At 42.0% G+C, this 24598-nt stretch carries 21 protein-coding genes; 8 read left to right on the forward strand and 13 right to left on the reverse strand.

Going from position 1 to position 24598, the window contains the following annotated elements:
• The first annotated feature begins 275 nt into the window (after positions 1–275).
• Complete coding sequence (locus P2W82_RS16260; protein ID WP_336516967.1) at positions 276–701, forward strand: SPOR domain-containing protein; 426 nt, start codon at positions 276–278, stop codon at positions 699–701.
• Between the two features lie 25 nt (positions 702–726).
• Entirely contained in the window at positions 727–1908 is a 1182-nt protein-coding gene (locus P2W82_RS16265) for a M20 metallopeptidase family protein (RefSeq protein WP_336516968.1), read from the forward strand.
• 48 nt (positions 1909–1956) lie between these two features.
• Here the strand turns inward: P2W82_RS16265 and P2W82_RS16270 are convergent, their stop codons facing one another.
• Positions 1957–2361: a hypothetical protein gene (locus tag P2W82_RS16270; RefSeq protein WP_336516969.1), complete on the reverse strand. Its 405-nt coding sequence runs from the start codon at positions 2359–2361 to the stop codon at positions 1957–1959.
• Between the two features lie 642 nt (positions 2362–3003).
• The gene (locus P2W82_RS16275; RefSeq protein WP_336516970.1) at positions 3004–3438 is read right to left on the reverse strand and encodes a hypothetical protein; all 435 of its coding nucleotides are present in this window, start codon (positions 3436–3438) and stop codon (positions 3004–3006) included.
• 256 nt (positions 3439–3694) lie between these two features.
• On the opposite strand from P2W82_RS16275, the gene P2W82_RS16280 reads away from it, so the two are divergent.
• The 6 genes from P2W82_RS16280 (at position 3695) to sucD (ending at position 10654) form a co-directional block, all read left to right on the forward strand.
• Positions 3695–6034 carry an NADP-dependent malic enzyme gene (locus P2W82_RS16280; protein ID WP_336516971.1) on the forward strand — a complete coding sequence of 780 codons (2340 nt, stop codon included), beginning with the start codon at positions 3695–3697 and terminating at the stop codon, positions 6032–6034.
• 33 nt (positions 6035–6067) lie between these two features.
• Entirely contained in the window at positions 6068–7108 is a 1041-nt protein-coding gene (locus P2W82_RS16285; protein ID WP_336516972.1) for a hypothetical protein, read from the forward strand.
• Between the two features lie 41 nt (positions 7109–7149).
• Positions 7150–7887 (forward strand): MlaE family ABC transporter permease, encoded by a 738-nt coding sequence (locus P2W82_RS16290; protein ID WP_336516973.1) that lies wholly within the window; start codon positions 7150–7152, stop codon positions 7885–7887.
• A gap of 24 nt (positions 7888–7911) precedes the next feature.
• Positions 7912–8730: an ABC transporter ATP-binding protein gene (locus tag P2W82_RS16295; RefSeq protein ID WP_336516974.1), complete on the forward strand. Its 819-nt coding sequence runs from the start codon at positions 7912–7914 to the stop codon at positions 8728–8730.
• Positions 8727–9530: a DUF4198 domain-containing protein gene (locus tag P2W82_RS16300; RefSeq protein ID WP_336516975.1), complete on the forward strand. Its 804-nt coding sequence runs from the start codon at positions 8727–8729 to the stop codon at positions 9528–9530. Before P2W82_RS16295 ends, P2W82_RS16300 begins: the two co-directional genes overlap by 4 nt.
• Positions 9531–9781: 251 nt before the next feature.
• Positions 9782–10654: a succinate--CoA ligase subunit alpha gene (gene sucD / locus P2W82_RS16305; protein WP_336516976.1), complete on the forward strand. Its 873-nt coding sequence runs from the start codon at positions 9782–9784 to the stop codon at positions 10652–10654.
• A gap of 441 nt (positions 10655–11095) precedes the next feature.
• Here sucD and P2W82_RS16310 read toward each other — a convergent pair whose 3' ends face one another.
• The 11 genes from P2W82_RS16310 to P2W82_RS16360 form a co-directional block, all read right to left on the reverse strand.
• The gene (locus P2W82_RS16310) at positions 11096–13750 is read right to left on the reverse strand and encodes a sensor histidine kinase (RefSeq protein WP_336516977.1); all 2655 of its coding nucleotides are present in this window, start codon (positions 13748–13750) and stop codon (positions 11096–11098) included.
• Between the two features lie 134 nt (positions 13751–13884).
• Positions 13885–14325, reverse strand: a complete 441-nt coding sequence (locus P2W82_RS16315; RefSeq protein ID WP_336516978.1) for a YHS domain-containing (seleno)protein — start codon at positions 14323–14325, stop codon at positions 13885–13887.
• A gap of 233 nt (positions 14326–14558) precedes the next feature.
• Positions 14559–14795, reverse strand: coding sequence for an anti-sigma factor family protein (locus P2W82_RS16320; RefSeq protein WP_336516979.1), 237 nt, complete (start codon positions 14793–14795; stop codon positions 14559–14561).
• Between the two features lie 5 nt (positions 14796–14800).
• Positions 14801–15397 carry a sigma-70 family RNA polymerase sigma factor gene (locus P2W82_RS16325; RefSeq protein ID WP_336516980.1) on the reverse strand — a complete coding sequence of 199 codons (597 nt, stop codon included), beginning with the start codon at positions 15395–15397 and terminating at the stop codon, positions 14801–14803.
• 6 nt (positions 15398–15403) lie between these two features.
• Positions 15404–15805: a MauE/DoxX family redox-associated membrane protein gene (locus tag P2W82_RS16330; protein ID WP_336516981.1), complete on the reverse strand. Its 402-nt coding sequence runs from the start codon at positions 15803–15805 to the stop codon at positions 15404–15406.
• Between the two features lie 15 nt (positions 15806–15820).
• Positions 15821–16285: a YHS domain-containing (seleno)protein gene (locus P2W82_RS16335; RefSeq protein ID WP_336516982.1), complete on the reverse strand. Its 465-nt coding sequence runs from the start codon at positions 16283–16285 to the stop codon at positions 15821–15823.
• 112 nt (positions 16286–16397) lie between these two features.
• The gene (locus P2W82_RS16340) at positions 16398–16823 is read right to left on the reverse strand and encodes a hypothetical protein (RefSeq protein ID WP_336516983.1); all 426 of its coding nucleotides are present in this window, start codon (positions 16821–16823) and stop codon (positions 16398–16400) included.
• Positions 16824–16826: 3 nt separating this feature from the next.
• A complete protein-coding gene (locus P2W82_RS16345) occupies positions 16827–17363 on the reverse strand; it encodes a YceI family protein (RefSeq protein ID WP_336516984.1) in 537 nt (178 codons plus the stop codon).
• A gap of 298 nt (positions 17364–17661) precedes the next feature.
• Positions 17662–19458 (reverse strand): phospholipase D-like domain-containing protein, encoded by a 1797-nt coding sequence (locus P2W82_RS16350; RefSeq protein WP_336516985.1) that lies wholly within the window; start codon positions 19456–19458, stop codon positions 17662–17664.
• Positions 19459–19693: 235 nt separating this feature from the next.
• Entirely contained in the window at positions 19694–20632 is a 939-nt protein-coding gene (locus P2W82_RS16355) for a lysophospholipid acyltransferase family protein (RefSeq protein WP_336516986.1), read from the reverse strand.
• 443 nt (positions 20633–21075) lie between these two features.
• Positions 21076–24480: a VCBS repeat-containing protein gene (locus P2W82_RS16360; RefSeq protein ID WP_336516987.1), complete on the reverse strand. Its 3405-nt coding sequence runs from the start codon at positions 24478–24480 to the stop codon at positions 21076–21078.
• Between the last annotated feature and the right edge of the window lie 118 nt (positions 24481–24598).

Genomic DNA, 24598 nt, shown 5'->3' on the forward strand with positions numbered 1-24598 from the left:
CGCGGTTCATTGCGATATGTTGTTACTTCGAACGATTTGAAACTAACGTGCGGGATGTAATTCAAAAAAAAATTACATCCCGTTCTTTTTGTTAAAAAAAACTGATCACCAGGATTCTGCATACCTGCAACTGATCTGATGACTTACAAGCAACAACCCATAACTCCTTTTACCTCCTCACTTTGCCATTTGCCTTATTCTCGCTGCATCTTATCTGCCGCCTGCTGCCTGTTTACTGCTGCCTAAAAAGGCATACCTTTTGCATACATTTTACCATGCGAAAACTTCTTCCTGCAATTTTCACCTTTGCCTTTATTTCCGGTTATAGTCAGACCAACGATGGTGTTGCAATCATTAAAGATCCGCGCCTGGATCTGTTAATAAAAAAACAAGTTGAACTTAACCGCCAGGTGTACCTGCAGAACAACCGTACCGGCGCAGGTTTTCGCGTATTGGTAGTTAATACAAATGATCGCGCAAAAGCTTTCGAAGTAAAATCAAAACTGATGTCGCGCTTTCCTGAACATAAAACCTACCTGATTTATCAATCTCCCTATTTCAAAGTGCAGATTGGAAATTTCAGGGATCGCGAAGAAGCTTCTTCTCTCCGTCAGAAAATTCTTTCACTTTACCCTACCGGTGTAATTGTAGTCCCATCTACAGTCGAACTTAAACCAGACCTCGAAGACCTCGCGAATTAAGGTCGTTGCGCAGTATCTTCGGTGGATGTTAGCTGAAAAGATCAGGCAACTAGCCAAAGAATTTGGACCTTCCTGTGTTGAGTACAGGCATCACCTGCACGCCTATCCGGAATTGAGTTACCAGGAGTTTGAAACATCTGCATTTATAAAGAAACAACTTACCTCCTGGGGAATTTCCTATACACCACTAGCTGAAACCGGGATCACGGCATTGATCGAAGGCAAGAATCCGGGTTCAAGAATTGTAGCGCTTCGCGCTGATATGGACGCATTACCCATCCAGGAGGAAAATGACGTTCCCTATAAATCAACAAAGCCAGGGGTAATGCATGCCTGCGGCCACGATGTACATACCACTTGTCTGCTGGGCGCAGCGCGTGTATTGAAAACGCTGGAAAAAGAATGGGAAGGATCTGTGAAACTTATATTTCAGCCCGGCGAAGAAAGAAATCCCGGCGGCGCAAGTATCATGATCAAAGAAGGAGTGTTGGAGAATCCGACACCGCAAGCCATTTTTGGATTGCATGTTCATCCGACTATGGAAACCGGTAAAGTCAGTTTTCGTGCAGGAAAAGTTATGGCAAGTGCAGATGAAATTTATATAACGGTGAGGAGTAAGGGTGGTCATGCAGCAGCTCCTCATGTAACGATCGATACTATACTCGTTGCATCACATATTGTTGTTGCATTGCAGCAGATTGTGAGTCGGAACAGCAATCCGTTCTCACCTTCAGTTTTATCCATTTGTTCCTTCCAGGGGGGAAATACCACCAACGTTATCCCTTCAGAAGTAAAGATGATGGGCACTTTCAGGGCGATGGATGAAGCCTGGCGTTTCAAGGCACATGAGCTCATACGCAGGATCGTGTACTCCACTGCAGAAGGTATGGGCGCTGAAGTAGACCTGCATATCGATATAGGCTACCCGAATGTTTACAACCATGAACACCTGAATGAAGTGGCAGTTCATCTTGCGGAAAAATACATGGGTAAGGACGATGTTTTAGAAACAGAACTCCGCATGGGAGCTGAAGATTTCGGTTACTATTCTCAAAAAATTCCCGGCTGTTTTTTCAGGCTAGGTACAGGAAATATATCAAAAGGAATTCAATCCGGCGTTCATACACCCACTTTCAATATTGATGAAAACGCTATTCCTATTGGTGTTGGCATGATGGCCTGGCTCGGTGCAACGGCTAAAATATAACGTTCTACGTTTAACGTTGAACGTTAAACGTAGAACGTAGAACAGCAACTAGTTATTTACCGCGAGAACTTCAATCAGTTCTTCTGTGTGATGTGCAACTTTAAGAGTTTTGCTGTCAATAAGCTTTTTGTCCTGCAGAACTTCAAAATAAAATTTATCGCTTTCCACGATATCGAGTTTGAAGCGCTTTTTGTAGGAATTTCCTTTCGCCCATTCTCTAAAAACGATTGAACCGCCTTCATCCCTCACCAATACCAGGAAGGGTGATGTTGATTTGTTGTTTACTGCTAAATCAAGCAATGCTGTTCCCTGTGATGTTTCCTTAACTGTCACTTCGGAAGCTATATTGCCGGAAGGAGTTACTGTTTGCTGAGCAGCTGCGCCAAGTGACAACACACCGGTTAATAATGCAGTTGCGATGAATGCCTTGAATGAATTGTTAGTCTTTTTCATAACTGTAATTTTTTAAGTTTTTAATGCTCTTTCATACGGACTAAAAGCAATTTTTCAGTTATGCAAGTTCGTTAGGGGCAGAGGTGTCCTTACTGTGTACATTTGCATGCATCAGCAGAAAATTTCACTATCGTTGTCGCGGCAAAACAATCAGGGAGAAATGGCCATTCATTGGCAGGAGCAGGACGCTGGAACAGCTGTTGTTATTCAGACTTCGAATATCTGAAAGCAGGTAACCAAATATACAACTAAAACGATTAAGTACAAGGAAAATTGTGGGATTAACGAAAAGTTTAAATACGGACAATCGTGTGCGGGCAAGTGGCCACAGGAACTGCCAGCTGACAGTTTTCAGTTTGAACTGAGTCGATGCAGTGTTTTTGACAGAATGGAAATTAATTGAACCTCATAGTTTTTGTGATTGCGAAATAATTCATTTATCAAACGAATTCCCCTTGAGAGAAAACTGCTTACATTATTTATATCATACATTCCAACGAATTCAATGAGTCTTGAGGATTTTTTTATACGAAGTCACTGCTATCACGGATCCTTGATTCTACTGACTGCTTACTGCCAGGTCTGCTGCCTGCCGTCTACTACTCCTTAGAACGGTTGTTCCTGTGAGCAATAAACTACTGCTCACTTCCGAACATAATCATATCTCGCGCCCCCATCGATTGCAAAACAACCGGTCAACACCGCTAACTTATCTCCATCAATTTCAATCAGCATCGGTCGCAGATCTGATTCAGGATTAAATACGATCTTTTCGTCAAAGGTGCCCGGGTCGACCATCATACAAATAACGTCCTGCGCATTGGGTTCATGCACTATGTTATAGGTACCGGATTTTACAGGAGTTCCGTTTTCATATTTCTTAAATCGGGACCCATCAAATTCAAGTCTGTTCTCATTCCCGGCAGCATATGGCTGGGGAGGTAACATTGTTCCGCTCACTAGCCTCAATTCCCAGACACCTTTCAACGATGCATCGGCTTTCTTCAAATTCCTTTTTTCCTTGCTGCATCCGGAAACGAGTGCTGTTAACAGAAAAGCACAGACAATTAATCTCATGATACTGATTTTCTTTTTTTTTACTCCATCCTGCTGACAGCAGCACTTCTGTTTCTGTTGCATTAACCAATCAATTGCATTTCTGCTGATATGAATACAATTTGCTGATCTGGTAACTATTATAGCAGAAAACAATTTGAAGACAATATAATTTTTGAACAATCTTACATTTGACGCTCACAGAACATCAGATCAGAAATGTGGCAGGGAAGAGGCCTTTTTTTTAAATTCTTATCTTGCCGCCTAATTCAACACTATGCAGAAAGATTTGCGCAGAGAGCAGGCACTTGAGTACCATGCCAAAGGCCGCCCAGGAAAGATAGAAGTGATTCCTACAAAAGAAGCAAAAACGCAAAGGGATCTGTCCCTGGCATATTCGCCGGGCGTAGCAGAACCCTGTATGGAAATATTCCATAACCCCGAAACAGTTTATAAATACACTGCCAAGGGCAACCTTGTAGCTGTGATCAGTAATGGAACTGCCGTTCTGGGCCTTGGTGATATCGGACCTGAAGCAGGAAAACCCGTGATGGAGGGGAAAGGAGTATTATTCAAAATATTTGCCGATATCGATGTGTTCGACATTGAGATCAATGAAAAAGATCCCGACAAATTTGTTGAGATAGTAAAAGCGCTGGAGCCCACATTTGGTGGCGTGAACCTGGAAGATATCAAAGCGCCGGAATGCTTCCACATCGAACAGAGATTAAAGGCGGAAATGAATATTCCCGTGATGCACGATGATCAGCACGGTACTGCAATCATCAGTGCTGCAGCTTTGCTGAATGCACTGGAACTTCAAAAGAAAAAAATCGGCGAAGTCACCATTCTTTGCAATGGCGCAGGAGCCGCAGCTATAGCCTGTATTGATCTCTATGTTGCTTTAGGTGCTGATCCCGGAAAAGTAAAAATGTATGATTCTAAAGGATTGGTTCATGCAGGAAGGAACGATCTTGACGAAAGGAAATCAAAATACGCAGTGCCTGCCACTGAATTGAGTTTTGAAGATGCATTTGTTGGTACCGATGTATTTATTGGTCTGAGCAAAGGCAATGTGGTGAGTGAAGAAATGGTGAAGAGCATGGCAAAAAGACCCATCGTCTTCGCGATGGCTAATCCGGATCCTGAAATTACCTGGGAGAAAGCAACGGGTTGCAGAAAGGATGTAATTATGGCAACCGGTCGATCAGATTATCCCAACCAGGTGAACAATGTCCTCGGTTTCCCTTATATATTTCGGGGTGCTCTTGATGTAAGGGCAACAAGCATCAATGAGGCCATGAAACTTGCAGCGGTAAAAGCTCTTGCAAAAATGGCAAAAACTCCTGTTCCGGATATAGTGAATATGGCCTACAATGAAACCACCATCAGCTTCAGTGCAAACTATATTATTCCCAAGCCACTGGATCCGCGTTTGCTGGAAACAGTTTCACCGGCGGTGGCGAGAGCGGCTATGGAAAGTGGCGTTGCTCAGAAACCCATCACCGACTGGGAAGCTTATTCAATTTCATTGAGTCAGAAACTGGGCCACGATAACCAGTTGATGAGGGCCATCGGATCTAAAGCAAGAAAAGATCCACGCCGGGTTGTTTTTGCTGATGCAGAAAATATCAAGGTGCTCAAAGCTGCACAGCTGGCGTATGATGAAAATGTCGCTTATCCTATCCTGTTAGGTGACCCGAAAAAAATCCTGGACCTGGCGAAAGAAAGTAAGATCAATCTGGAAGGCATCACCATCATAGATCCGAAAAGCGACGAAATGGAAGAACGCCGAAATCTATATGGCGAGATTTATTATAAAAAACGCCAGCGTCGCGGCATAAACTATTATGAAGTATTTAAAAAGATGAAGGACCGCACCCACTTCGGATGTATGATGGTGGAAATGGGTGATGCAGATGCGATGATCTCAGGCTTAAGTCGTACTTATCCCGATACGATCAGGCCGGCGATTCAAATTATCGGTACCGAAAATGGTGTGAAAAAGATTGCGGGCATGTACATCATGATGACCAAGCGCGGGCCACTATTCCTCGCGGATACAACAGTTAACTTCAATCCGACCGCAGCGGAAATCGCAGACATTACTGCACTTGTTGCCGAGGAAGTACGTTCATTTGGTATCGTACCGAGGATTGCCATGCTCAGTTATTCCAATTTCGGCAGCAGTGATACGCCGGAAGCAAATATTATGCGTGATGCGCGTAAAGTTGTAAAAGACAGGTTTCCGAACCTTGTAGTGGATGGAGAGATACAGGCCATCATGGCATTCAATAAAGAGATCATCCGTGAAAATTATCCGTTCTCAGAACTCGCTATGGAAGGTGATGTGAATACATTAATCTTCCCCAACCTGAGTGCGGGAAACATTGCATATAATCTGTTGCAGGAGGTCGGTGGTGCGGATTCGATCGGTCCGATACTTTTAGGTCTGAAGAAACCGGTACATATACTTCAACTAGGCTCTTCCGTTAGAAGCATTTTTAACATGGTGCTGATTGCTGTGATTGATGCCCAATCAAAAAATCCACGGGAGAAAGCGAAAGAACATAATATTCAACCAGCGCTGGAGCAGAGAGAAGCGAGCGCGAAATAGATGAGGATATAGAATACAGAAACAGGAAAATAATTGTCAGCTATAGAACATATTTCAAAGAAAAAACCGAGTTATCCTGTTGGTCGGGATTTCAAGGAATATCTTTCGCGATATGGACGCGAAACCGACTTGCCTGTAAGTTATCTGACCCTGAAACATTATTCGGGGTCAGTTCCGTTATATGATCTTAAAGGAAAGGACACGTTCTGGGAAACTGTCTTCTACCACCCATCTGTAACCGCTGAAATCCACCAGGGATTAAAGAGAATATATTCTTTGCTGAAAGCGAGCGGACATTCAGAAGCAGAAGAACATCTCCATATTGAACGGATCGATTATTGCGTTTTTGGCAATTCAAAGCCCTTCAGAATAAAAATTGTAAACAATTATAATGAGGTGCACGATTACTTCTATGTAAAAGTGCCCGACTCATCACGTATCTGGGGACTTGAGCTGGAGCATTTGCTTTCGCCTTACCGCATCAACTATATCGTCGACGATCAAACGCTGATCGAGGAACATATTTCCGGCATTCCCGGAGATGTGTTTGTGCTGCAATTCTTATCCCGCCCGGAATTCAACCATCGCAGGATTGCGAAAGAATTTGTGAAGTTCAATGAACGATGCTTTATGCGGTTACTGGGCGATATGCGCAGTTATAATTTTGTGTTTGATATCAGCCAGGATTTTGATGATATTCAGTTTCGCATACGCTGTATCGATTTTGATCAGCAGGCTTTCGAGGGGAGAAAGAATATCTACCTGCCACAGTTTTTCAAAGAGAACAAGGTTTTCGTGGATATGGTGCAGCAACATCTTCATCCGGATGTGATCACGCAGTACAGGATGGAAGAAAGATCCCTTTTTGCGCGGAGGGTTCGTGCGGAGAAAGAACGCCTTGATGATCTGCATGAAGCCCTTGCCAATGATGTATTTTCGACACCGGAGAAAATAGCTGAACTGGCCCTCGAACTGAGCCGGTATCACAATAATCCGGATTTCATTACGTGCGCCACCATGGCACAATTGTTACAGATGCATATGAATGAATACCTTGCAGCGGATCTTAAATAACCCTGCTTTCTTTTACTTATTTTTGTCCATAAACCATTTGCATGACGTTTTTCAATCACCTGGGCAGGTTTATATTGATGATCAGAGGGATGTTCAGCCGCCCGGAGAATTTCAAGATGTACTGGAAGGAACTCATGCATCAATGCGCTGAGCTCGGAATCGGATCGATGGGAATTATTGCCATCATTTCAGTATTTATTGGTGCGGTATCAACGGTGCAGACGGCATACCAGTTGGTAAGTCCATTGATACCCAAATCAACCATTGCGCAGATCGTGCGCGATACCATCATCCTGGAATTCGCGCCTACGCTGAGTTGTATCGTACTGGCGGGTGTGGTTGGCAGTAAGATTGCCAGTGAGCTGGGGAATATGCGAGTGAGTGAACAGATCGATGCACTCGAAATCATGGGCATCAATACAAAAGCTTATCTCGTTGCTCCGAAAATCCTGGCCAGCCTGATCATGATTCCGTTGCTCGTTATTTTCGCGATGGTACTGGGTATCTGGGGTGGCCGTTTTGCAGGAAGCGCAGCAAATATTCTTTCGGGTGCAACATTTGACCGCGGTCTGCTCTCCGGTTTCCTGGCATACAATGTATTTTTCGCTTTGATCAAGGCATATACTTTTGCTTTCATCATTTCCAGCGTACCTGCATATTATGGGTATAATGTGGAAGGAGGCGCACTGGAAATCGGTCGCGCGAGTACTTCGGCTGTGGTTACCAGTTGTATTATGATCCTGCTGGCGGACTATGTACTGGCTGCGATATTGCTTTAACTGATCTGAAAAGAATTTTAGCTGATGATCGAACTGAAAAATCTGAAGAAAAGTTTTGGTGAAAACGTGGTGATCAACGACGTATCCGCAGTGATGGAAACGGGTAAATGCAATCTCATCATCGGTGCGAGTGGAAGCGGGAAGACGGTATTGATGAAATGTATTGTTGGACTGTTTACGCCGGATAGCGGCGAGATCGTTTATGATGAACAGGAGTTCATCAGGATGACTACTGAAGAGAAAAAAGCGATGCGTCAGAAAATCGGGATGCTGTTCCAGGGTTCAGCATTATTCGACAGTATGACGGTTGAACAGAATATTTTCTTCCCGTTGGATATGTTCACCAATTCCACAAGGGCTGAAAAACAGAAACGCGTAGACGAAGTACTCGATCGCGTCAAATTAAAAGACGCGCATAAAAAATTTCCTGCAGAGATCAGCGGGGGTATGAAAAAACGCGTGGGTATAGCGCGCGCCATCGTTCTCAATCCAAAATATTTGTTCTGCGACGAACCGAACTCCGGCCTTGATCCTCAAACATCATTAGTCATTGATAAGCTGATCAAAGAAATTACCGAGGAATACAATATCACGACAGTAATTAATACCCATGACATGAACAGCGTGATGGAAATAGGTGATAAGATCATTTATATGTACAAGGGTGATAAGGAGTGGGAAGGAAGCAACAAGGAAATCATCTTCAGCAAAAATGAAAAACTCAACAGCTTCATTTTCGCATCAGAGTTTCTGCAGGATGCAAAAGACATGCGTATGCTGGAGATGAAAGGCAAGATCGACAATGATCGTGACATGGATGATCTGCTCAAAAACGGGCTATGAAAAAAAAGATCACTGCCATTTTTATAAGCCTCGGGCTTGTTCTTTGTCTTGCAGGGCATGAGTTCTGGATTCAGCCACAGCGATTTCATTTCAAGCGCGGACAACCCATTCGCATTCGTTTCCAGGTGGGTGAAAATTTTGAAGGCGAAAACTGGAGTGGCAATAAAGCATCGATGCGTGATATCCGTTTGCATTTCGCGGAATACACCGATGACATAAAAAATCTGCTAAGCGACAGCACAAACGGCGATTCACTTACTGTACAGTTTTTTGATGAAGGCACTGTACTCGCTTCCTGCCAGACTTCCAATAAATTCATACAACTGGAGCCTGAAAAATTCCTGGAGTATTTGAAAGAGGATGGACTCGAAGAAACCATCAAGCTTCGTGAAGAGTACAATGAAAAAGACAGTTCAGGTCGGGAGTTCTATCAGCGAAACATCAAATCGCTGATGCAGATTGGTTCAGTGATCGATTCCACATATAAGAAAACAACTGAGCTCCCTCTTGATATCATTCCACTCTCACATCCCTACCTGATAAAAAAGAAACAACATTTCCAGGCGAAAGTGTTGTTTGAAGGAGATCCTCTATCGAATCAGCTGATAAAGCTCTGGCATCGTTCAAAAGGAAAAACCGAAATGCTTGATCTAAAGACCGATGAACAGGGAATCGTCGAAATGGAAATCAATCCATATGGCCAATGGATGCTGAGTACAGTCAAAATAGTCAGGCTACCTGATGATACCACCGCCAGCTGGCAGAGCTATTGGGGATCGTTTACCTGGGGCTACTATTGAAATCCACCCGAATAAAAACAAGGACGGAGGCTGATCTTTTATTAGGCATTGTCGTAAACCTCAAGTTTAAAACAATTGCAAGCCGCATTTCTTGATTGTACTACTAAAAAATACAAGTTTATACCCCAAAAGCCTGGTACTATTAACTACACACTAAATCTCCTGCCTGTCTACTCCTTACTCCAAACTTCATTTCTTTGCCCTATTTTTGCGGCACTTTCATTTTTTTTTAACCGAAAGCAGAATCCTCTATGTCGGTACTAGTCAATAAAAACTCAAAAGTTATTGTTCAGGGATTTACAGGTACAGAAGGCACTTTTCATGCGACCCAGATGATTGAATACGGCACCCAGGTGGTGGGTGGCGTTACCCCCGGCAAAGGTGGTGGTACTCATCTGGAGAAACCGATTTTTAATACGGTGGCAGATGCTGTGAAGCAGACTGGTGCTGACGTTAGTATCATCTTTGTTCCACCGGCTTTTGCTGCTGACGCGATCATGGAAGCTGCAGAAGCGGGCATCGGACTCGTGGTTTGTATCACAGAAGGTATTCCGGTGCAGGACATGGTGAAGGTGAAAAATTACCTGGCCTCAACGAAAACAAGGCTCATCGGACCTAACTGTCCTGGTGTTATCACTGCCGACGAATGTAAAGTAGGTATCATGCCTGGTTTTATATTCAAAAAAGGCAATATCGGTATTGTTTCAAAATCAGGAACGCTGACATACGAAGCTGCTGACCAGATCGTAAAAGCAGGAATGGGTATTACGACCGCGATTGGAATCGGCGGCGATCCGATCATCGGAACACCCACCCGCGACGCGGTTGAATTGCTGATGAACGATCCTGAAACAGAAGGTATCGTTATGATCGGTGAGATCGGTGGTGGTATGGAAGCCGAAGCTGCGCGCTGGATCAAGGCCAATAGTAAAAAACCCGTAGTTGGATTTATCGCTGGGCAGACTGCACCTCCCGGACGTCGTATGGGTCATGCCGGAGCAATCGTTGGCGGATCTGATGATACAGCTGCTGCGAAAATGAAGATCATGCGCGAATGCGGAATCCATGTGGTGGACAGTCCTGCGGATATCGGAAAGAAGATGGCAGAAGCGATGAAGAAATAGTCTGAATTTTCGTAGAGACGCAATGCATTGCGTCTCTACGAAAATTCAACTGCGACCAATTAATCAATAACTCAGATACAAAATTTCAAAGACGCATTCATCGCGTCTTTTTTATTTTATCAAACATGGAAAGCAAGCATCTGCTTCAAATTCAATTGTTAGTTAGTGCTTGCTGGTAAGGTGAGGGCATTCGGCGTTTTTCGCCTGCCTGCCCTGCCTACCGGACAGGCAGCCGGGAAAGGCAGGTTTTTCGTTCATCGTTGTTCGTTGAAAAGTGGTGATTTGCAGAAATGCAGAATAAAAAATCCGAAGTATAAATCTGATATGCAGGCCAACCGCATACAAGATTTTACAGGTTGACTTTTACATCCATGCGGACACTGATGTCAAATTTCTTTTCCATTCATATCCACCAGGATTTGCACGAAAAAACAGCAGAACCTAGTTAGAATTCAGTGGGAGGACGATCACAAATTCAGCGCCCGCACCAGGATGATTGTTGACTCTTATTTCTCCGCCATGGACTTTTACAATATCATACGCAAGACTTAAACCCAGGCCGGTCCCCTGCCCTGGCGGTTTGGTAGTAAAAAAAGGTTGAAATACTTTGTCCATTACTTTTTCCGGGATCCCATCACCGTTATCCCTAACCGAAATTTCCACATGTGAGTTGTATCTTATTGTGGTGACTACTACTTTAGGCTCATAGCGCAATTCATTTCCCTGGCTTTTTTGATTAACCGCATAAAAAGCATTGTTCACAATATTGAGAATCGCGCGGGAAAGATCTTTCGGCGTAATATGCATCAAACCAATTGACGGGTCAAAATGCGTTTCAATCGCCGCATTAAAACTCTTGTCTCTTGCTTTTAACGCATGATAACAAAAAAAGAGATTTTCATGTGTCAATGCATTGATATCGTATGCTTCCTTCTCTGATCCTCCGGTACGCGAATGTTCCAGCATGCCCTTCACAATTGCATCGGCCCTTCTACCATGGAAGTTGATTTTTTCTTCATTCAGTATAAGATCGGCAGCTATTGCTTTTGCGTTATCCAAACTCCCCTTTTTTATTTCTTCTTCGAGTTCAGCAAGCATTTCCTTATTTACTTCAGAAAAATTATTCACGAAATTCAAAGGATTCTGAATTTCATGGGCAATACCTGCTGTCAGTTCTCCGAGCGAAGCCATCTTCTCAGCATGTACGAGTTGCTTTTGTGTAGCCCTCAATTCGAGCAATGCTTCTTCAGCCCTTTTTTTCTCAGCCTGCAATTTTACAAGGTCTTCCGCAGCCTGCACAGCATGCGCTTCAGCAAGTTTAAGATCACTGAACCGTGTATATGTGAGATTGAATACATAAGCAAAACGCTCCATCAATTGCAGAGTCGATGCAGGCTGCTCTTCCGGAGAAGCCATCCCGACAAATCCCTTCGAAAAATAAGCGATGTTTTGGAAACGTTTCCTATGTGCCTGGGCAAACCTGGACGGCACATGCAATTCATTCCCGAAATATCTGAAATATTTCTCAAGCTCTTCATCATTCATTTCAACGATCAACGACCTCAGCTCTTTCTTCCACCCCTCATACATTTTCCTGATGGTGTCATTGCGATCAGTTTTTCCGGCGAACTTCGAGGTTATATTGATTCCTTCATCATCAGTGAGCCAGAATTCAATCTCATTCTTTTCTTCATTGAAAACACAAATGTACAGGCGATTTGGACCGATATGTAAACTGTTCAACTGCCGGAAAAGCACACCTGCAGTTTCAGCAAGTTCGCCCGAATGCTGCATTGCTAATGTCCGGCTTCGTACGCGCTCCAGTGCAGTTTCAATCTGAGCTTCATATGCCTGTGTTTCTGCTTTCTGCAAATCCCGAAACCGGATATAGGCCTGTTCAAATACACGCGAAAATCGTTTCAGTACCTCCACCTGATCGCCTGCAACAAGTCGACCGGAATTTGTAGGAATCAGAATGCCGGTATTTTTTTCATAAGCAATTGACACCCCATATTCTTTACTCGAAAGAATATGCTTTTTCACATCCTCCGGAATAAGCCCCATTTCAGAATGAGTAAAGAGGTATTGCATGTACTCGTTCTTTACTTCGAACGAATAGATTTTTGAGCTGAACCCGATTTCGTTTTCCCAGCCTTCGATCAGTTCTCTGCACATTTGGTGGTCAGAATAGGGAATATGAAATCTGAATGGATAAATATGTTCCGGATCTGCAATCCACTGCTGATGTTCTTTTGATCCTTTTTCAAAAATCAATATACCAACGGCACCATCATCTACAGTGAATTTTAATTCCGTCAGCTTTTCAAAAACAATCGCCGCAACTTGTGGCAATTCATCGCTATGGTGCATAGCAAGAGAACGACTACGTACTTTCTCCAAAGCAGTTTCAATCATTGCTTCACGCGCCTGCCTCTCCAGTTGTTTGAAATCAAGAAACCTCCTGTAGGTCAGGTTGAATTCCTTTGTAAAGCGAACAAGCATTTCCATTGAATCTTCTCCCAATGGCTCGACTGATCCGCTGGACAGACATCCGAAGTCACTGAATGATCCAAATAAATAAATCCGGTCAAATGACATCATATTCCGCCTTACGATTTCAGGCAAGGATCGAAGTCCGGAGTACTCAAAAAGATACGCGTCCCAATCTTTTTTTGTTTCGCCTTCCAATAAGTATGACCAGCGTTCCGTCTGCTTATCAAATGCATTCAGACAGGATAGGTAAGGTTCATGCTCGTGGTAATCAATAAACAGCCCCGATTGAAATGGAATATCTTCACCGGACGCCATCCACCAAAGAGAAGTCCTGGTGACAGGATCGATGGTAAAAATTATACAACGATCGAGTTGTGGATCAAGTTTTACAATCTCTTCATACACTACATTGATAACGATATTTAATTCTGAAGAGTTATTCATCGCCATGGTCACTGCACGTACACGGGCCAGGCTTTTGGAAATTTCAAGCTCTCGATCTTTTTCTGCAAGAGCTAAAGACTGTTGTGAAATTTGTTCTTCTAATGCAGCAACACGGAATTGCCATTCCTTTTCATTCGAAAATACCTGTTGCTGATCCATGTTCTAAAAATGGAGGTGTTGGTAGTATAACTAATATACTTAAAAATCTCCAACTATTGAATGTCTTCATTCCCAGGATTGATAAGATTAATGACCGCTTCAGCGATTAACATATAGTCATTAGTGAAGGCATTTCACTTAAATCTTTGCCAGTTATTGTTAGCTCTTACAATATTTGAATCCATCGCTTTTTTCCAATGCTCTTTTACCTGGATATTGTAATTGAGATATAATTTGTTGTTTACGATCGAAAACGTGTTGACCTGCGTCGGAGCCTTATGACCTTCGCCATCCGACATTCCAAAGGCGCAATAACCTCCGAACTGTGGCGCATACTTTAATGGAGAAACTGAAAAAGAGTCAAGATTATCTTTTGAAGAAAAGTACCATTCCGCTCCGTTCCATTCATACTTAAATTCCGGCTTCCCTTTCACTGGCTTTGAAACAACAAAAAAAGCAACTGCATCGTATCCGTCAATTGCTCCATTTTTTGTTGAGAAAATTGATGAGGACTGTGCATCAGCACCACTGAAGTTTGCAAAGAAAATGACCAATAGAAAAATGGAGGATTTCATCTTATTATATTTACAGATGAGTACGTAACTTCTTATTAATCCTTACAACCAATAACAAATTTTTTCAACTGCAGAAAGATTAACACCATCGAAAAATCACGCAGTAAGACAGAAAAAAACCTCTTGAAAAAAGATTTTTCCCTTGTTTATTTGGAAAATGCTTTTGAATTTCGTGAAACCTCCCAGGTATCCGATACTTGCAAGTATCGGATACCTGGCGAAAAACAGAAAAATCAGCGATCCATCAATTTCCGCAAACTCTCTTTCAACCTTGTTTTTGTTTCGTCGGGCAAATTATACTCAACTTTATCGCCCTTCATCTTCGAAGAAAAAAAACTGGTCTGGCGTTCAAAAGACCGGCAGAAACTGCACACGCTCAGATGCCATGCAAGTCCGATGGCTTCACTGGAAGTAAGTTTGCCCTCTTCTTTTTTTGAAATCAGAAATGTCGCTTTTTTGCAACTTTTCATGTTGATCATTTTAGGTGAAGCCAGTTTTTTTCAAGACATACACGTAGATGCAACTTTGCCCGGTGAATTAAAACCCAGTAATTTGACTGCGTGATTTTAAGTGCCTCACAAATTTGTTCAGCGTCCAGATCATCGAGGTATTTCAATGAAAAAACCTGTTGCTGTATGAGTTTAAGTTTGGCAGTACATCGTGCAAGTACTTCATAAAATTCACGGTCTTCGCCGGGATGTTCCATTACTGCACCCCATTCTTTCGGCGCAGCCTCCTCCGTCCAGTGGCCCGTATGATCGAAATAAATATCTTCTTCCCCCTTCGATTCACTGTTTATGTCTCTGTTCCTGCTTCTGTCTCTGTAGTAGTCAATAATTTTATTTTTACAGATGGCAAATAACCAGTTTTTTTCAGAAGCCTCACCATTGTATCCTTCCCTGCCTTTCCATGCACTAAAAAATGTCGATTGGACAATATCCTCAGCATGTTGTTCATCTGCCACTCGCGCAAAGGTATAACCGAATAACTGAGATGCGTAATTCTCCACCCATCGATCCGGTTGAAGCCTGATAGCTGTCGGTTCTTCTTTCTTTATAGAAATATTTTTCATTTCAACTTACAATACCAGTCTGCGTTTCTGAAGCATTTGCATCAATTGAAAACGTTCTGTCCACACGATAAAAATTGAGGCAAACAACACCAGCAAAGCATAAATAAAAAGCTGTCCGCCATCGTTCATCACTTCAATACCCAAAATGAACAAATGCATAGCTATTGCACCAAGCATCAAGCCAATCGCAATAACGGCTCCATATACCGATGCGCGCGGTATCAACAACAATATTCCCGCAATCAACTCCATTACTCCAACACCAATTCGTCCCCAGGGTTCCATATGTACTTTAGTAAAAATATACACAGACTCTTCCGCTCCTGAAAATTTGAAGAAAAGTGTCTGTAATAAAATCAATGCCGCGATAATCCGGCAGATCCACAGAATAGCCTGTTTTGCTTTCATGACACCTGTTGATTTTTAATGTTGAGGATATAATTTTAACCAGTTCATATCTGCTTTTTTCATCAGTGCAGATTCATCTTTATTCCAGCTTTTCAGCGTATTGTTGAAAAACCTGTTGTAAAAAAGATAGAGTTTTCCGTTTACAATCTTGAACGTTTCCGGGTCCACTTCTACTTTTTCACCGCTGGCGCCCATGGCGTATGCGCACCAACCGCCGTACTGCGGCTCGTACCGGGAGGGATTTGTGAGAAACGTATTTTTGTTTGATAGCGATTCGAACTGGTAAGTAATACCGTTATCAACGGCAGTGATGGAAGACTGGCCTTTAATTGCTTTGTTCTTCAGAAAATAACTAACGGGGTCATAACCTTCGAGAGCAAGCTGTTTGCCGGAAAGATTATAAGCCTGGTCTGCCTTGGGTTGTGTAAACCCGGAGCTGAAAATGATTGTAGAAAATAAGAAGAAGAATAGCTTCCGCATGATCCTGTTTTTTTGTGGATACGGAAGAAATTGACAATCCTTACAAACGCTGGAAAATTTTTTCAGCCTGGCCGTCCAGTGGATACTGTATCAAGGAAATCGCTCCGAACATTTACACTCCCGCCGGCTTTTGACCAGGCCGGTAGTCAAACTCATACTTAAATAATGGTCTTATCGTCATCCACGCAATTACCGGGAAGAATATCATTGGTACGGCAAGACCTGGAAATAATTCGGGAAACTGTACATCAAGGGGAAGTGAAATGGAAATAGGAATAGCAACACATGCGAACGAGCCCATCGAAAAAATAAAATTGAATATGACCTCTCCTTTCGTTTTTAACCAACTCGTAAGCGCATAAAAAATAAAGCAGGCAGCGATGCATGCAGCAACAGACAATCCGATAATGCTAACAGTGTTCAACACTTTGGAATAATCAACTGCTGTAGCGAAGAAATAAATCCTGTTATATATAATGCCAGCTACAGCAGCCAATACTCCGGCCGTAAGGCCATGTATGAAAATCTTTTTAAACATTCACTATTGAGTAACGGGTACTGAAATAGAAACTTTGAATTTAGCAGCGCCATGATCTGGTTCTGCAACGTTTACATTGTAATCGAGACGATTGATTTCAAATGTTCCTGCAAATACATTGTTTTCAAATGTGAAAGGAATAGAAACATCTTTTGTAACACCGTGCATCGTCAGTTTACCATTAGCTATATAACCAGCATCACCTTTTGTAATTGAAGTAGAAACAAAACTGATCGTCGGATATTGAGCAGCGTCAAACCACATCGGGCTTTTCGCATGCGTATTCTTCATACCATTTCCTGTATTGATGGTCGCCACTTCGATCGAAGCGTTTAAACTGGATGCAGCAAGATTTGCAGGATCGAAACTGATCTTGCCGGTCAGACCTTTGAATTCACCAGAGGGATCTTTTTTGGGATGATCACCTTCGAATTTTACAGAATAGCCATCTGCGATTTTGTAGTCGATCGCTTTGAATGCAGTAAATGCTGAAAAGGTCAGCAACAATGCAGCCGCTAAAGGATAGAAAAATTTTTTCATGGTAATAGTTGTTTGTATTCAGGAAATTAAAAATAGATTAAAACCATGATCAAAGAAAAATATTGAGGTGTGCGTCGTAAATGTTGCGACGAAACGGGTTAAGGGCCTGTGGGCAGTAGGCAGAAGGCAGTGGCTTATTGGGCGGAAGAATTTCTCCCTTAAATGCAAGGTGATTTTATAAATTCTTTAACAAATTGGATATTCCCTGGGTTGTGTTTCCAGCTTTAATACAGGTTGTTTGTCCAGGCACGCAATACATGGCGTCATCAAGAATATCGTTTACGCAGTGTTTCAATCCTCATTCGATAAAATACTCCCTCTCTATCTTTTTCATATGACCTTCTTTATAATAATCTTTCAACCATATATCTGATTTTTTCAACATCAACGGATCACTGTTCGTAGCATTAACCATCGAAGCGCGGAAATGAAAATGATCAACCAGCCGGATCGCTTCGATTGCAAATGCAGTTGCGATATCGGTATCGTTTATTTCAAGCAGGTTGTCGTTATTTTGTTGTTCACCGAGTAAAGCAAGATTGGAGGAACCGCAATAGACTTTTGCTTTTGCACTTTTGAAATCGATGATCACAAATTTGTGATGAATTTTATGCTTTAAACCGATACTCAATTCTTTATTGAATGGTTTTGGAAGATTTCTTTGCAGCTTCTGAGTTGAAACCATCTTTCCTCTTTTTGAATCTGGTTTGAAAACCACAACGCCATCATATTTATCAGTAACACCATAACTGAATATAGCATCATTCTTATGCATTTCTCTTAATGTCGGGATCACCGGTCCGCTGATATCTGAATCCATAGCCATCACAGCAAATAAAATGGAGTCTTTCGCATTCAACAGCGCATCATTCAGATCATTCATAACTGTGTTTGCATCGGTTTCCGTGTGCGGTGCGAAACTAATTTTCATTGCCGGCAAACCAGCTTCCCTAAAATTGAATTGCTTTTTGAATTCCTGGTTCTTTTTCAGTTCTGTAATTTCCGGAACAGGTGTTTTTGAAAAATGGTCAAAGCTCAGATCAAAAACTTTCTGATACAGATCCGCAACTTTTTTGTTTTCGATGACGATTACATGATTCGCATTGATGTACAACCCGTTCACGGCAAGATTTGTTGACCCTGTCACCACCTTAAAAGGTTTCTTACTTTTCTTCAGTATAAAAGTTTTCTGATGTGCCTGTCGTCCGAATTTGCAACGAATTAGTGTAGCGGCTCCTGTCCTCACCGATTCAAATTCCTGCTCAAATAAATCCTCCATGCTATCTTCATCTGCAGTTGATTTATGTCCGGAAGAATTGTCCAGAATAATCCTGATGCGTCCTTTTTTCGCCAGTGTCAGAAAGCGATTGCAGATCTGCGGCTCATCCAGATCATAAGCAAATACATCAACTGTAATTTTATTATTATCGATCACTTCATCCAGTACTTCAAGCAACCTGTCTTTTGCCTGCCATCCCATCCATTCGTACTGAGCTTTGTAAGTAAATGGTTTTCCTCCCACCACCGGAAGATCATCAGGATATACCCCGCTTTTCTCATTGACATCAAAAAGCAATTCACGATCCTTTGGTTCAATTTCAGAATCATTGCCAAATCTCCGGGCATATGCCTGTGAAATCATGAAGCCGCGTGTAAAACCCAGTGCGAATTTTCCCTTTTTAAATGGCTGCACCTGGATGGAAATGATAACAGACAAATCAACATCGGGTGCAAGCAATGCGTCATTCTTCCAATATCTTGGAGTGATTGTATATGTATACTCACCCATTTCTTCTTTACCGTCGAAAGAAGAACCAGGAACATGGAGCCAACGGAATTTTTGTATGGGTGCTTTGTCTGTCGGTGTACTTGCTTCTTCTCTGTCTTCAAGATCTGAATCAGTGGTTAATTTCTTATCAAACGACAATCTGTTCAGCAGAAAAAACTTCCTGCCGGAAGGCGTCTCTACCCTGATAGTAAATCCCACGCAGTCCGTTGTTTTTGCTTTCTGAAGATCAAAACAAAGCATTGTCATTGCATCACCGGAATATGCTTTCACTGTAAGACCGCCTTTGGATTTTGTTTTTGAAGCCATGGTTTGAAGTTTGACAGTGCACAAACAGGCCGGCGTAACGAAGCTTTTACAGAGTGGGATATAAAGGTTGAAATGCAGTTCAAAAGTATCAACCGTTTTTTCACCTGACTGAATTAAATTTCAGTTTAACAAGGCGAAACAATCACTGAGTTCAAATCTCAGTTAAAAATTTTATAGATTCAGGAAAGGTACATTGACAAAAAGGACTTCTTTTTTGATTATGAGTTGCGGTTTATTACCTGGCCACTTTCATCGTTTGTGACTTTTCTTCGGTTATTACCGGAGGAGCGTCTTGTCCGATCCATTGGGACAAATATTCTGGTTTATACGCCAGCTTCCAGCGCCGGTGACTCCAAAGCCAGTTCTCAGGATGACTTCTGATATTCTGTTCCAGGAGTTCAGCATATCTTCTCGTAAGTTCTCCTTCTTTCAGCTGGGTGGGTTCTTCAGAGATAACAGAAAGTTCTGCGTGATAATATCCTCGGCGCTTTTTATAAACAGATGCATAAACAACGGGCAAATTATTGTTGCGCGCTCCTTTTTCGGGACCTGGTACAAATGCGGTTGGTTGATTCAGAAAGTTCAGCCAATAAGCATTGGCCGGGTTGGCAGGACTTTGATCTGCAACGAGACCCAGGAGGTATTGAACATTATTGTATTGCACGATAGATGATTTCATATCAGTACCGCGAATAAACTTGCTTCCGAACCTGGTTCTTATTTTAAGCATAAGTCTTTCAAATGATTTACTGCTTAACGGACTGTATACCACCAGCACCTGGTAACCCGTATTCATCTGAAGAACATGTTGCCCCCATTCCCAATTGAATGTATGGCCAAGATGTACCTGGCAATTTCTACCGGACTCATGCAGGCTTTTTAAGATATCCCAATTGGCTGTAACTCTTTTCTGCAGGAAATTACGTGAAGCAGTAATCAATTTGAAAGTCTCCACAAAGGAGTCAATCATGTTGTGATAGAATTGCTTTTCGATGCGGTGAAGTTCCGTTTCAGATTTGTCAGGAAATGCTCGGCGAAGATTTTGCATCACAACCTTTCTTCTGTAACCAATCGCATGGTATACGATCAGGAACATCAGGTCAGCAAAAAAGTACAGCACACGCATGGGAAGAAGCGAGACCAGGAAAAAAAGAGAATAAAGGATATAGTACATAATCGGGCTTAAGCAAGAGTTGACGATGGTTTCCCAAGGATATAATTCCGGAAGGTACTATCTGAACGGATAGCAGCTATAAAAAGTTGACAACCTGGGAGGTTTTAGACCTCCCAGGTTTATAAAACCTGCCAGGTTTAAAAGACCTTCAAGGTCTAAGACCTGCCAGGTATTACTTCTGAGGTCTTAGAGTTATCATATGTATTGTTTTAAAGATGAAGGGAGTACAAGAAACCTTCTGCCTTTTTTAGGTATCTGCATTTGAGAAAGCCTGAAACTGAGGTTGAATTATTTTGAGGGACATTCATTTTGTTAAAATGCCAACCTAGGAGGTCTAAGACCTCCCAGGTTTATAAAACCTGCCGGGCCTAAAGACCTTCAAGGTCTTAAACCTGCCAGGTTTTTATTCGAAATCTTAGAACCCGGTGAGGTTCGTGGCTACGTTAATTCTTCCGAAAAACCCGAAGCATTCCCCGGTTTTCCGAGCCTACCAGCATATAAGAGTTGCCAGACCCTTTCAATTTCACAAGAGCCTTCCCATTTCCGGGAATATAAAAGCCAGATTCTGAAATCAACATCGCCCTGAATCCACCTTTACCATTGCCCTTTAAAATCAGCCCGTTGAATGCATCATATCGTCCATTGGTTACTTCGTTTCCGAAATCATTTCCGTTCAATGCGATATCTATACGTCCGTCGCCATCAAAATCATCGGCGACCATTCCGAAAACCGGTGAAAACTGTGCCTGCTGCGGAAGCGGAGTTATTTCAAATCTGCCATCGCCCTTGTTCAATAGCAGGCAGGAAGCAAAATTTGTCATCGTAATTTTCAACGCATCAGCCAATTTCTCTTTACCGAAAATGGTATTGATATCAGCATTTCCAAATTCCTTGTATGTAAGAATTTTCTTTTTCAAGCCGGGAAGTTGTGAAACAATATCGTCGCGATTAAATGCAGGGAATTCCCTCTTTACTCCATCTTTATCTTTCAGAAAAACCGTGACTATCGATTCAGTGTCTCCATTGCCATCAAAATCCTTTGCATAAATACTAACCGGCGCACGATAGAATGAATTCAATCCCAGGTTTCCGGCAACATAATCCATCAATCCGTCGCCATTAAAATCACCTGCAACGATACTGTTCCAGGCACCGATCGAGGATTCAACTCCAGATAGCTTTGGATTGTTGGTAAAATTCCCACCTGAATTTTTCAGAAAAGTGACTGGCATTCCTTCTCCAACAATTACAAGATCGACAACTTTATCATTATTAAAATCTGTCCAGATTGCATCGCAAACCATACCGATACTTTTCAATACCGGCGCAATCTCATCAGTGACATTAGTAAATTTTATGTTTCCTTTTTCAGAATCATTCCGATAAATAAAAGAGCTCACCGGATAAGGATATTTGCCAGGCAAACATCTGCCACCAAGGAACAAATCGAGATCACCGTCATTGTCGTAATCGGCTGCTCTTACACAACTTTTACTTGTGTAGTTCTGAGGAAATGCATTGCTGGTATCAAAAACAAAAGTGCCATTGCCATCATTGATAAAAAACTGATCCTGGTAGTTTTTCGTATTTGCAGGATACTCGTTGCTTCCACTTGCACAATACAGATCGGGATCGCCATCATTGTCTGCATCAAAAAAAAGAACGCCTGTGTTTTCCGGACGTCTTGCATCTTTCCCCACCCATGCAGGTAATTCTTTCTGAATAAATTTTCCATCTGATTTTTGAAGAAAAAATTTACCTGCATAATCGCCCGAACCTCCAACATAGAAATCTTCCAATCCATCACCATCAATATCTGCCACAGCCAGCTGCGGCCCATATTCTGATAGTTTGTGAGGAATGAGTTTTTCTTTATCGAAATCGATATAATCTCTTTCCTGGTGACGAAAATGTAAATCCGATGCTGCTGCGTAATCTTCAAAAAGCGGCGGCTTTGTGTTTGTATGGTTCCATGTATGAACCCGATCCGCATTTTTAATATCGGCAATGATCCTCTGATTTGTACTGACGTTCTTCATTACCTGCTTCTGATCGCCGGGCCAGATGATGACGAGAGAATCCACTTTTACATTTTGACCAAGCCCAAAAAAAGCCTTTGGATCAGCAGAAGATAAGTAGCCCCGAACCGGTGAATTTTCATATACCTGTTGCTGGCCACCATTATAATAAATTGAAGCGATCGCCCCGATTCCGTTTCTATTTGCAGCATCGCCTTTAAACTGTACAAACAAAAAATTTGAACCTGCTGTATCTTCTCCATTTCTCGTTGTGTTTTTATAAAGTAAAACTTCGTCGTTGATATTATTAACTACATAATCAAGATCACCATCATTATCCAGGTCAACAGCGGCTGCACCGTTTGAAAATATCGATTCATTCATTCCCCAGTTAACGGTCGTATTTTCAAACTGCAGATCGCCTTTGTTATGAAAAACATAGTTTGGAATTTTGATCTGCGGTATTTCACTGATGATATCCTGTTTAGCAATATATCTTTCACTTTTATATCTGAATGAAGCGAAATCATGATCAGTGACATCTTTCGGATAACCATTCGTGATAAAAATATCTCGGTAACCATCATTGTCACCGTCGACCATTAGAACACTCCAACTCCAGTCTGTTTCCGCAGTACCAGTATAAAATGAAATATCGCCGAACACCGGATGTGTAACGCTGTCATTTATTTTCGCCGGACCCATGTTCAGCTGAAATGTATTGCGCACATACTGCAACATCAGGTCTTCATAAATTTGTTTTTGATAGATATAGTAATTGCTACCGTTCAGATTTTTCTTCTTCCTAAAATTATCTTCCGGATTCATATCAACAGAAAAAATATCTGCAAGACCATCATTATTGATATCTGCGATATCATTACCCATCGCATTTTGCGAAGTATGTTTCAGATAACTTTTTATTTCGTTTGTAAATCCTCCTTTTTTATTGTTGATGTACAACAGATCACTGCCGAAAAAATCATTCGCGACATAAATATCTTTCCAGCCATCAAGATTAATATCAGCAACTGAAAGACCTAATCCAAATCCTGCATGAATAATTCCTGCTTCTTTGGAAACATCGGTAAATACAGGATGACCCAGGGATTCATTCGGATCATTGCGGAACAGTTTATCAATATCCGAAAGATCAGGATCGATCTTATTTCCACTAAAATCAACCGCCGCCCGTCTTGCAAGTTTGGTTGTCATAAGATACATATCAAGATCACCATCATTATCATAATCAAAAAATGATGCCTGTACACTCCAGCTGGTATCTGCAAGTCCGTACTCTTCAGCCATTTCTTTAAACACCGGAATTTTGTTTTCATTCAATCCCTGGTTGATATACAAGAGGTTTTTTCTTTCGTTGGGATTTTTTTTGATGGTGGTACTTACATAGATATCCAGCCAGCCATCATTATTGATATCAACTACCGATGCACCATTGGCCCAGCGACCTTCACCAGTTGTTTTAGAAATATCTGTAACATCATCAAACCGGAACTTGTCTTTATTGAGATACAGTTTGTTGGGAACCATACTTGCTGTAAAATAGAGATCCGGCAAAGAGTCATTATTAAAATCCCCTACTGCTACACCTCCGCCGTTGTACAGAAATTCGAGATCCAATGGATTAATCGAATCGTTTTCTATGACTGTATTCTGGAAAGTCAGACCGGAATGACTGGAAGCAATCCTGGTAAATCGTTTCAGATCCGTTTTACAATTGGCAAAGCTTAAGCTCAATAGTACCAAAAATGTAAGTTGCACCCTTGCAGATCCAAAATGTTTAGGTGATAATCTTAATATTCTTTTTCGCATCCTAATAATATAAGCGGAATGGGGTTTTAGTACCGGCGGAACAATTCAACTAACTTATGGAATTTGGCTGAAACAGAAATTCCGGGATATGTGCGCGGCATAAACATGACAGGTTGTA

It is taken from the genome of Pollutibacter soli (assembly GCA_029269725.1).
Taxonomy (GTDB): Bacteria; Bacteroidota; Bacteroidia; order Chitinophagales; family Chitinophagaceae; genus Pollutibacter; species Pollutibacter soli.

Excerpts from the sequence above, each read along its gene's own strand:
- P2W82_RS16260 (WP_336516967.1), top strand. The coding sequence starts at position 276 with ATGCGAAAACTTCTTCCTGCAATTTTCACCTTTGCCTTTATTTCCGGT.
- P2W82_RS16265 (WP_336516968.1), top strand. The coding sequence starts at position 727 with ATGTTAGCTGAAAAGATCAGGCAACTAGCCAAAGAATTTGGACCTTCC.
- P2W82_RS16270 (WP_336516969.1), bottom strand. The coding sequence starts at position 2,361 with ATGAAAAAGACTAACAATTCATTCAAGGCATTCATCGCAACTGCATTA.
- P2W82_RS16275 (WP_336516970.1), bottom strand. The coding sequence starts at position 3,438 with ATGAGATTAATTGTCTGTGCTTTTCTGTTAACAGCACTCGTTTCCGGA.
- P2W82_RS16280 (WP_336516971.1), top strand. The coding sequence starts at position 3,695 with ATGCAGAAAGATTTGCGCAGAGAGCAGGCACTTGAGTACCATGCCAAA.
- P2W82_RS16290 (WP_336516973.1), top strand. The coding sequence starts at position 7,150 with ATGACGTTTTTCAATCACCTGGGCAGGTTTATATTGATGATCAGAGGG.
- P2W82_RS16295 (WP_336516974.1), top strand. The coding sequence starts at position 7,912 with ATGATCGAACTGAAAAATCTGAAGAAAAGTTTTGGTGAAAACGTGGTG.
- P2W82_RS16300 (WP_336516975.1), top strand. The coding sequence starts at position 8,727 with ATGAAAAAAAAGATCACTGCCATTTTTATAAGCCTCGGGCTTGTTCTT.
- sucD (WP_336516976.1), top strand. The coding sequence starts at position 9,782 with ATGTCGGTACTAGTCAATAAAAACTCAAAAGTTATTGTTCAGGGATTT.
- P2W82_RS16310 (WP_336516977.1), bottom strand. The coding sequence starts at position 13,750 with ATGGATCAGCAACAGGTATTTTCGAATGAAAAGGAATGGCAATTCCGT.
- P2W82_RS16315 (WP_336516978.1), bottom strand. The coding sequence starts at position 14,325 with ATGAAATCCTCCATTTTTCTATTGGTCATTTTCTTTGCAAACTTCAGT.
- P2W82_RS16320 (WP_336516979.1), bottom strand. The coding sequence starts at position 14,795 with ATGAAAAGTTGCAAAAAAGCGACATTTCTGATTTCAAAAAAAGAAGAG.
- P2W82_RS16325 (WP_336516980.1), bottom strand. The coding sequence starts at position 15,397 with ATGAAAAATATTTCTATAAAGAAAGAAGAACCGACAGCTATCAGGCTT.
- P2W82_RS16330 (WP_336516981.1), bottom strand. The coding sequence starts at position 15,805 with ATGAAAGCAAAACAGGCTATTCTGTGGATCTGCCGGATTATCGCGGCA.
- P2W82_RS16335 (WP_336516982.1), bottom strand. The coding sequence starts at position 16,285 with ATGCGGAAGCTATTCTTCTTCTTATTTTCTACAATCATTTTCAGCTCC.
- P2W82_RS16340 (WP_336516983.1), bottom strand. The coding sequence starts at position 16,823 with ATGTTTAAAAAGATTTTCATACATGGCCTTACGGCCGGAGTATTGGCT.
- P2W82_RS16345 (WP_336516984.1), bottom strand. The coding sequence starts at position 17,363 with ATGAAAAAATTTTTCTATCCTTTAGCGGCTGCATTGTTGCTGACCTTT.
- P2W82_RS16350 (WP_336516985.1), bottom strand. The coding sequence starts at position 19,458 with ATGGCTTCAAAAACAAAATCCAAAGGCGGTCTTACAGTGAAAGCATAT.
- P2W82_RS16355 (WP_336516986.1), bottom strand. The coding sequence starts at position 20,632 with ATGTACTATATCCTTTATTCTCTTTTTTTCCTGGTCTCGCTTCTTCCC.
- P2W82_RS16360 (WP_336516987.1), bottom strand. The coding sequence starts at position 24,480 with ATGCGAAAAAGAATATTAAGATTATCACCTAAACATTTTGGATCTGCA.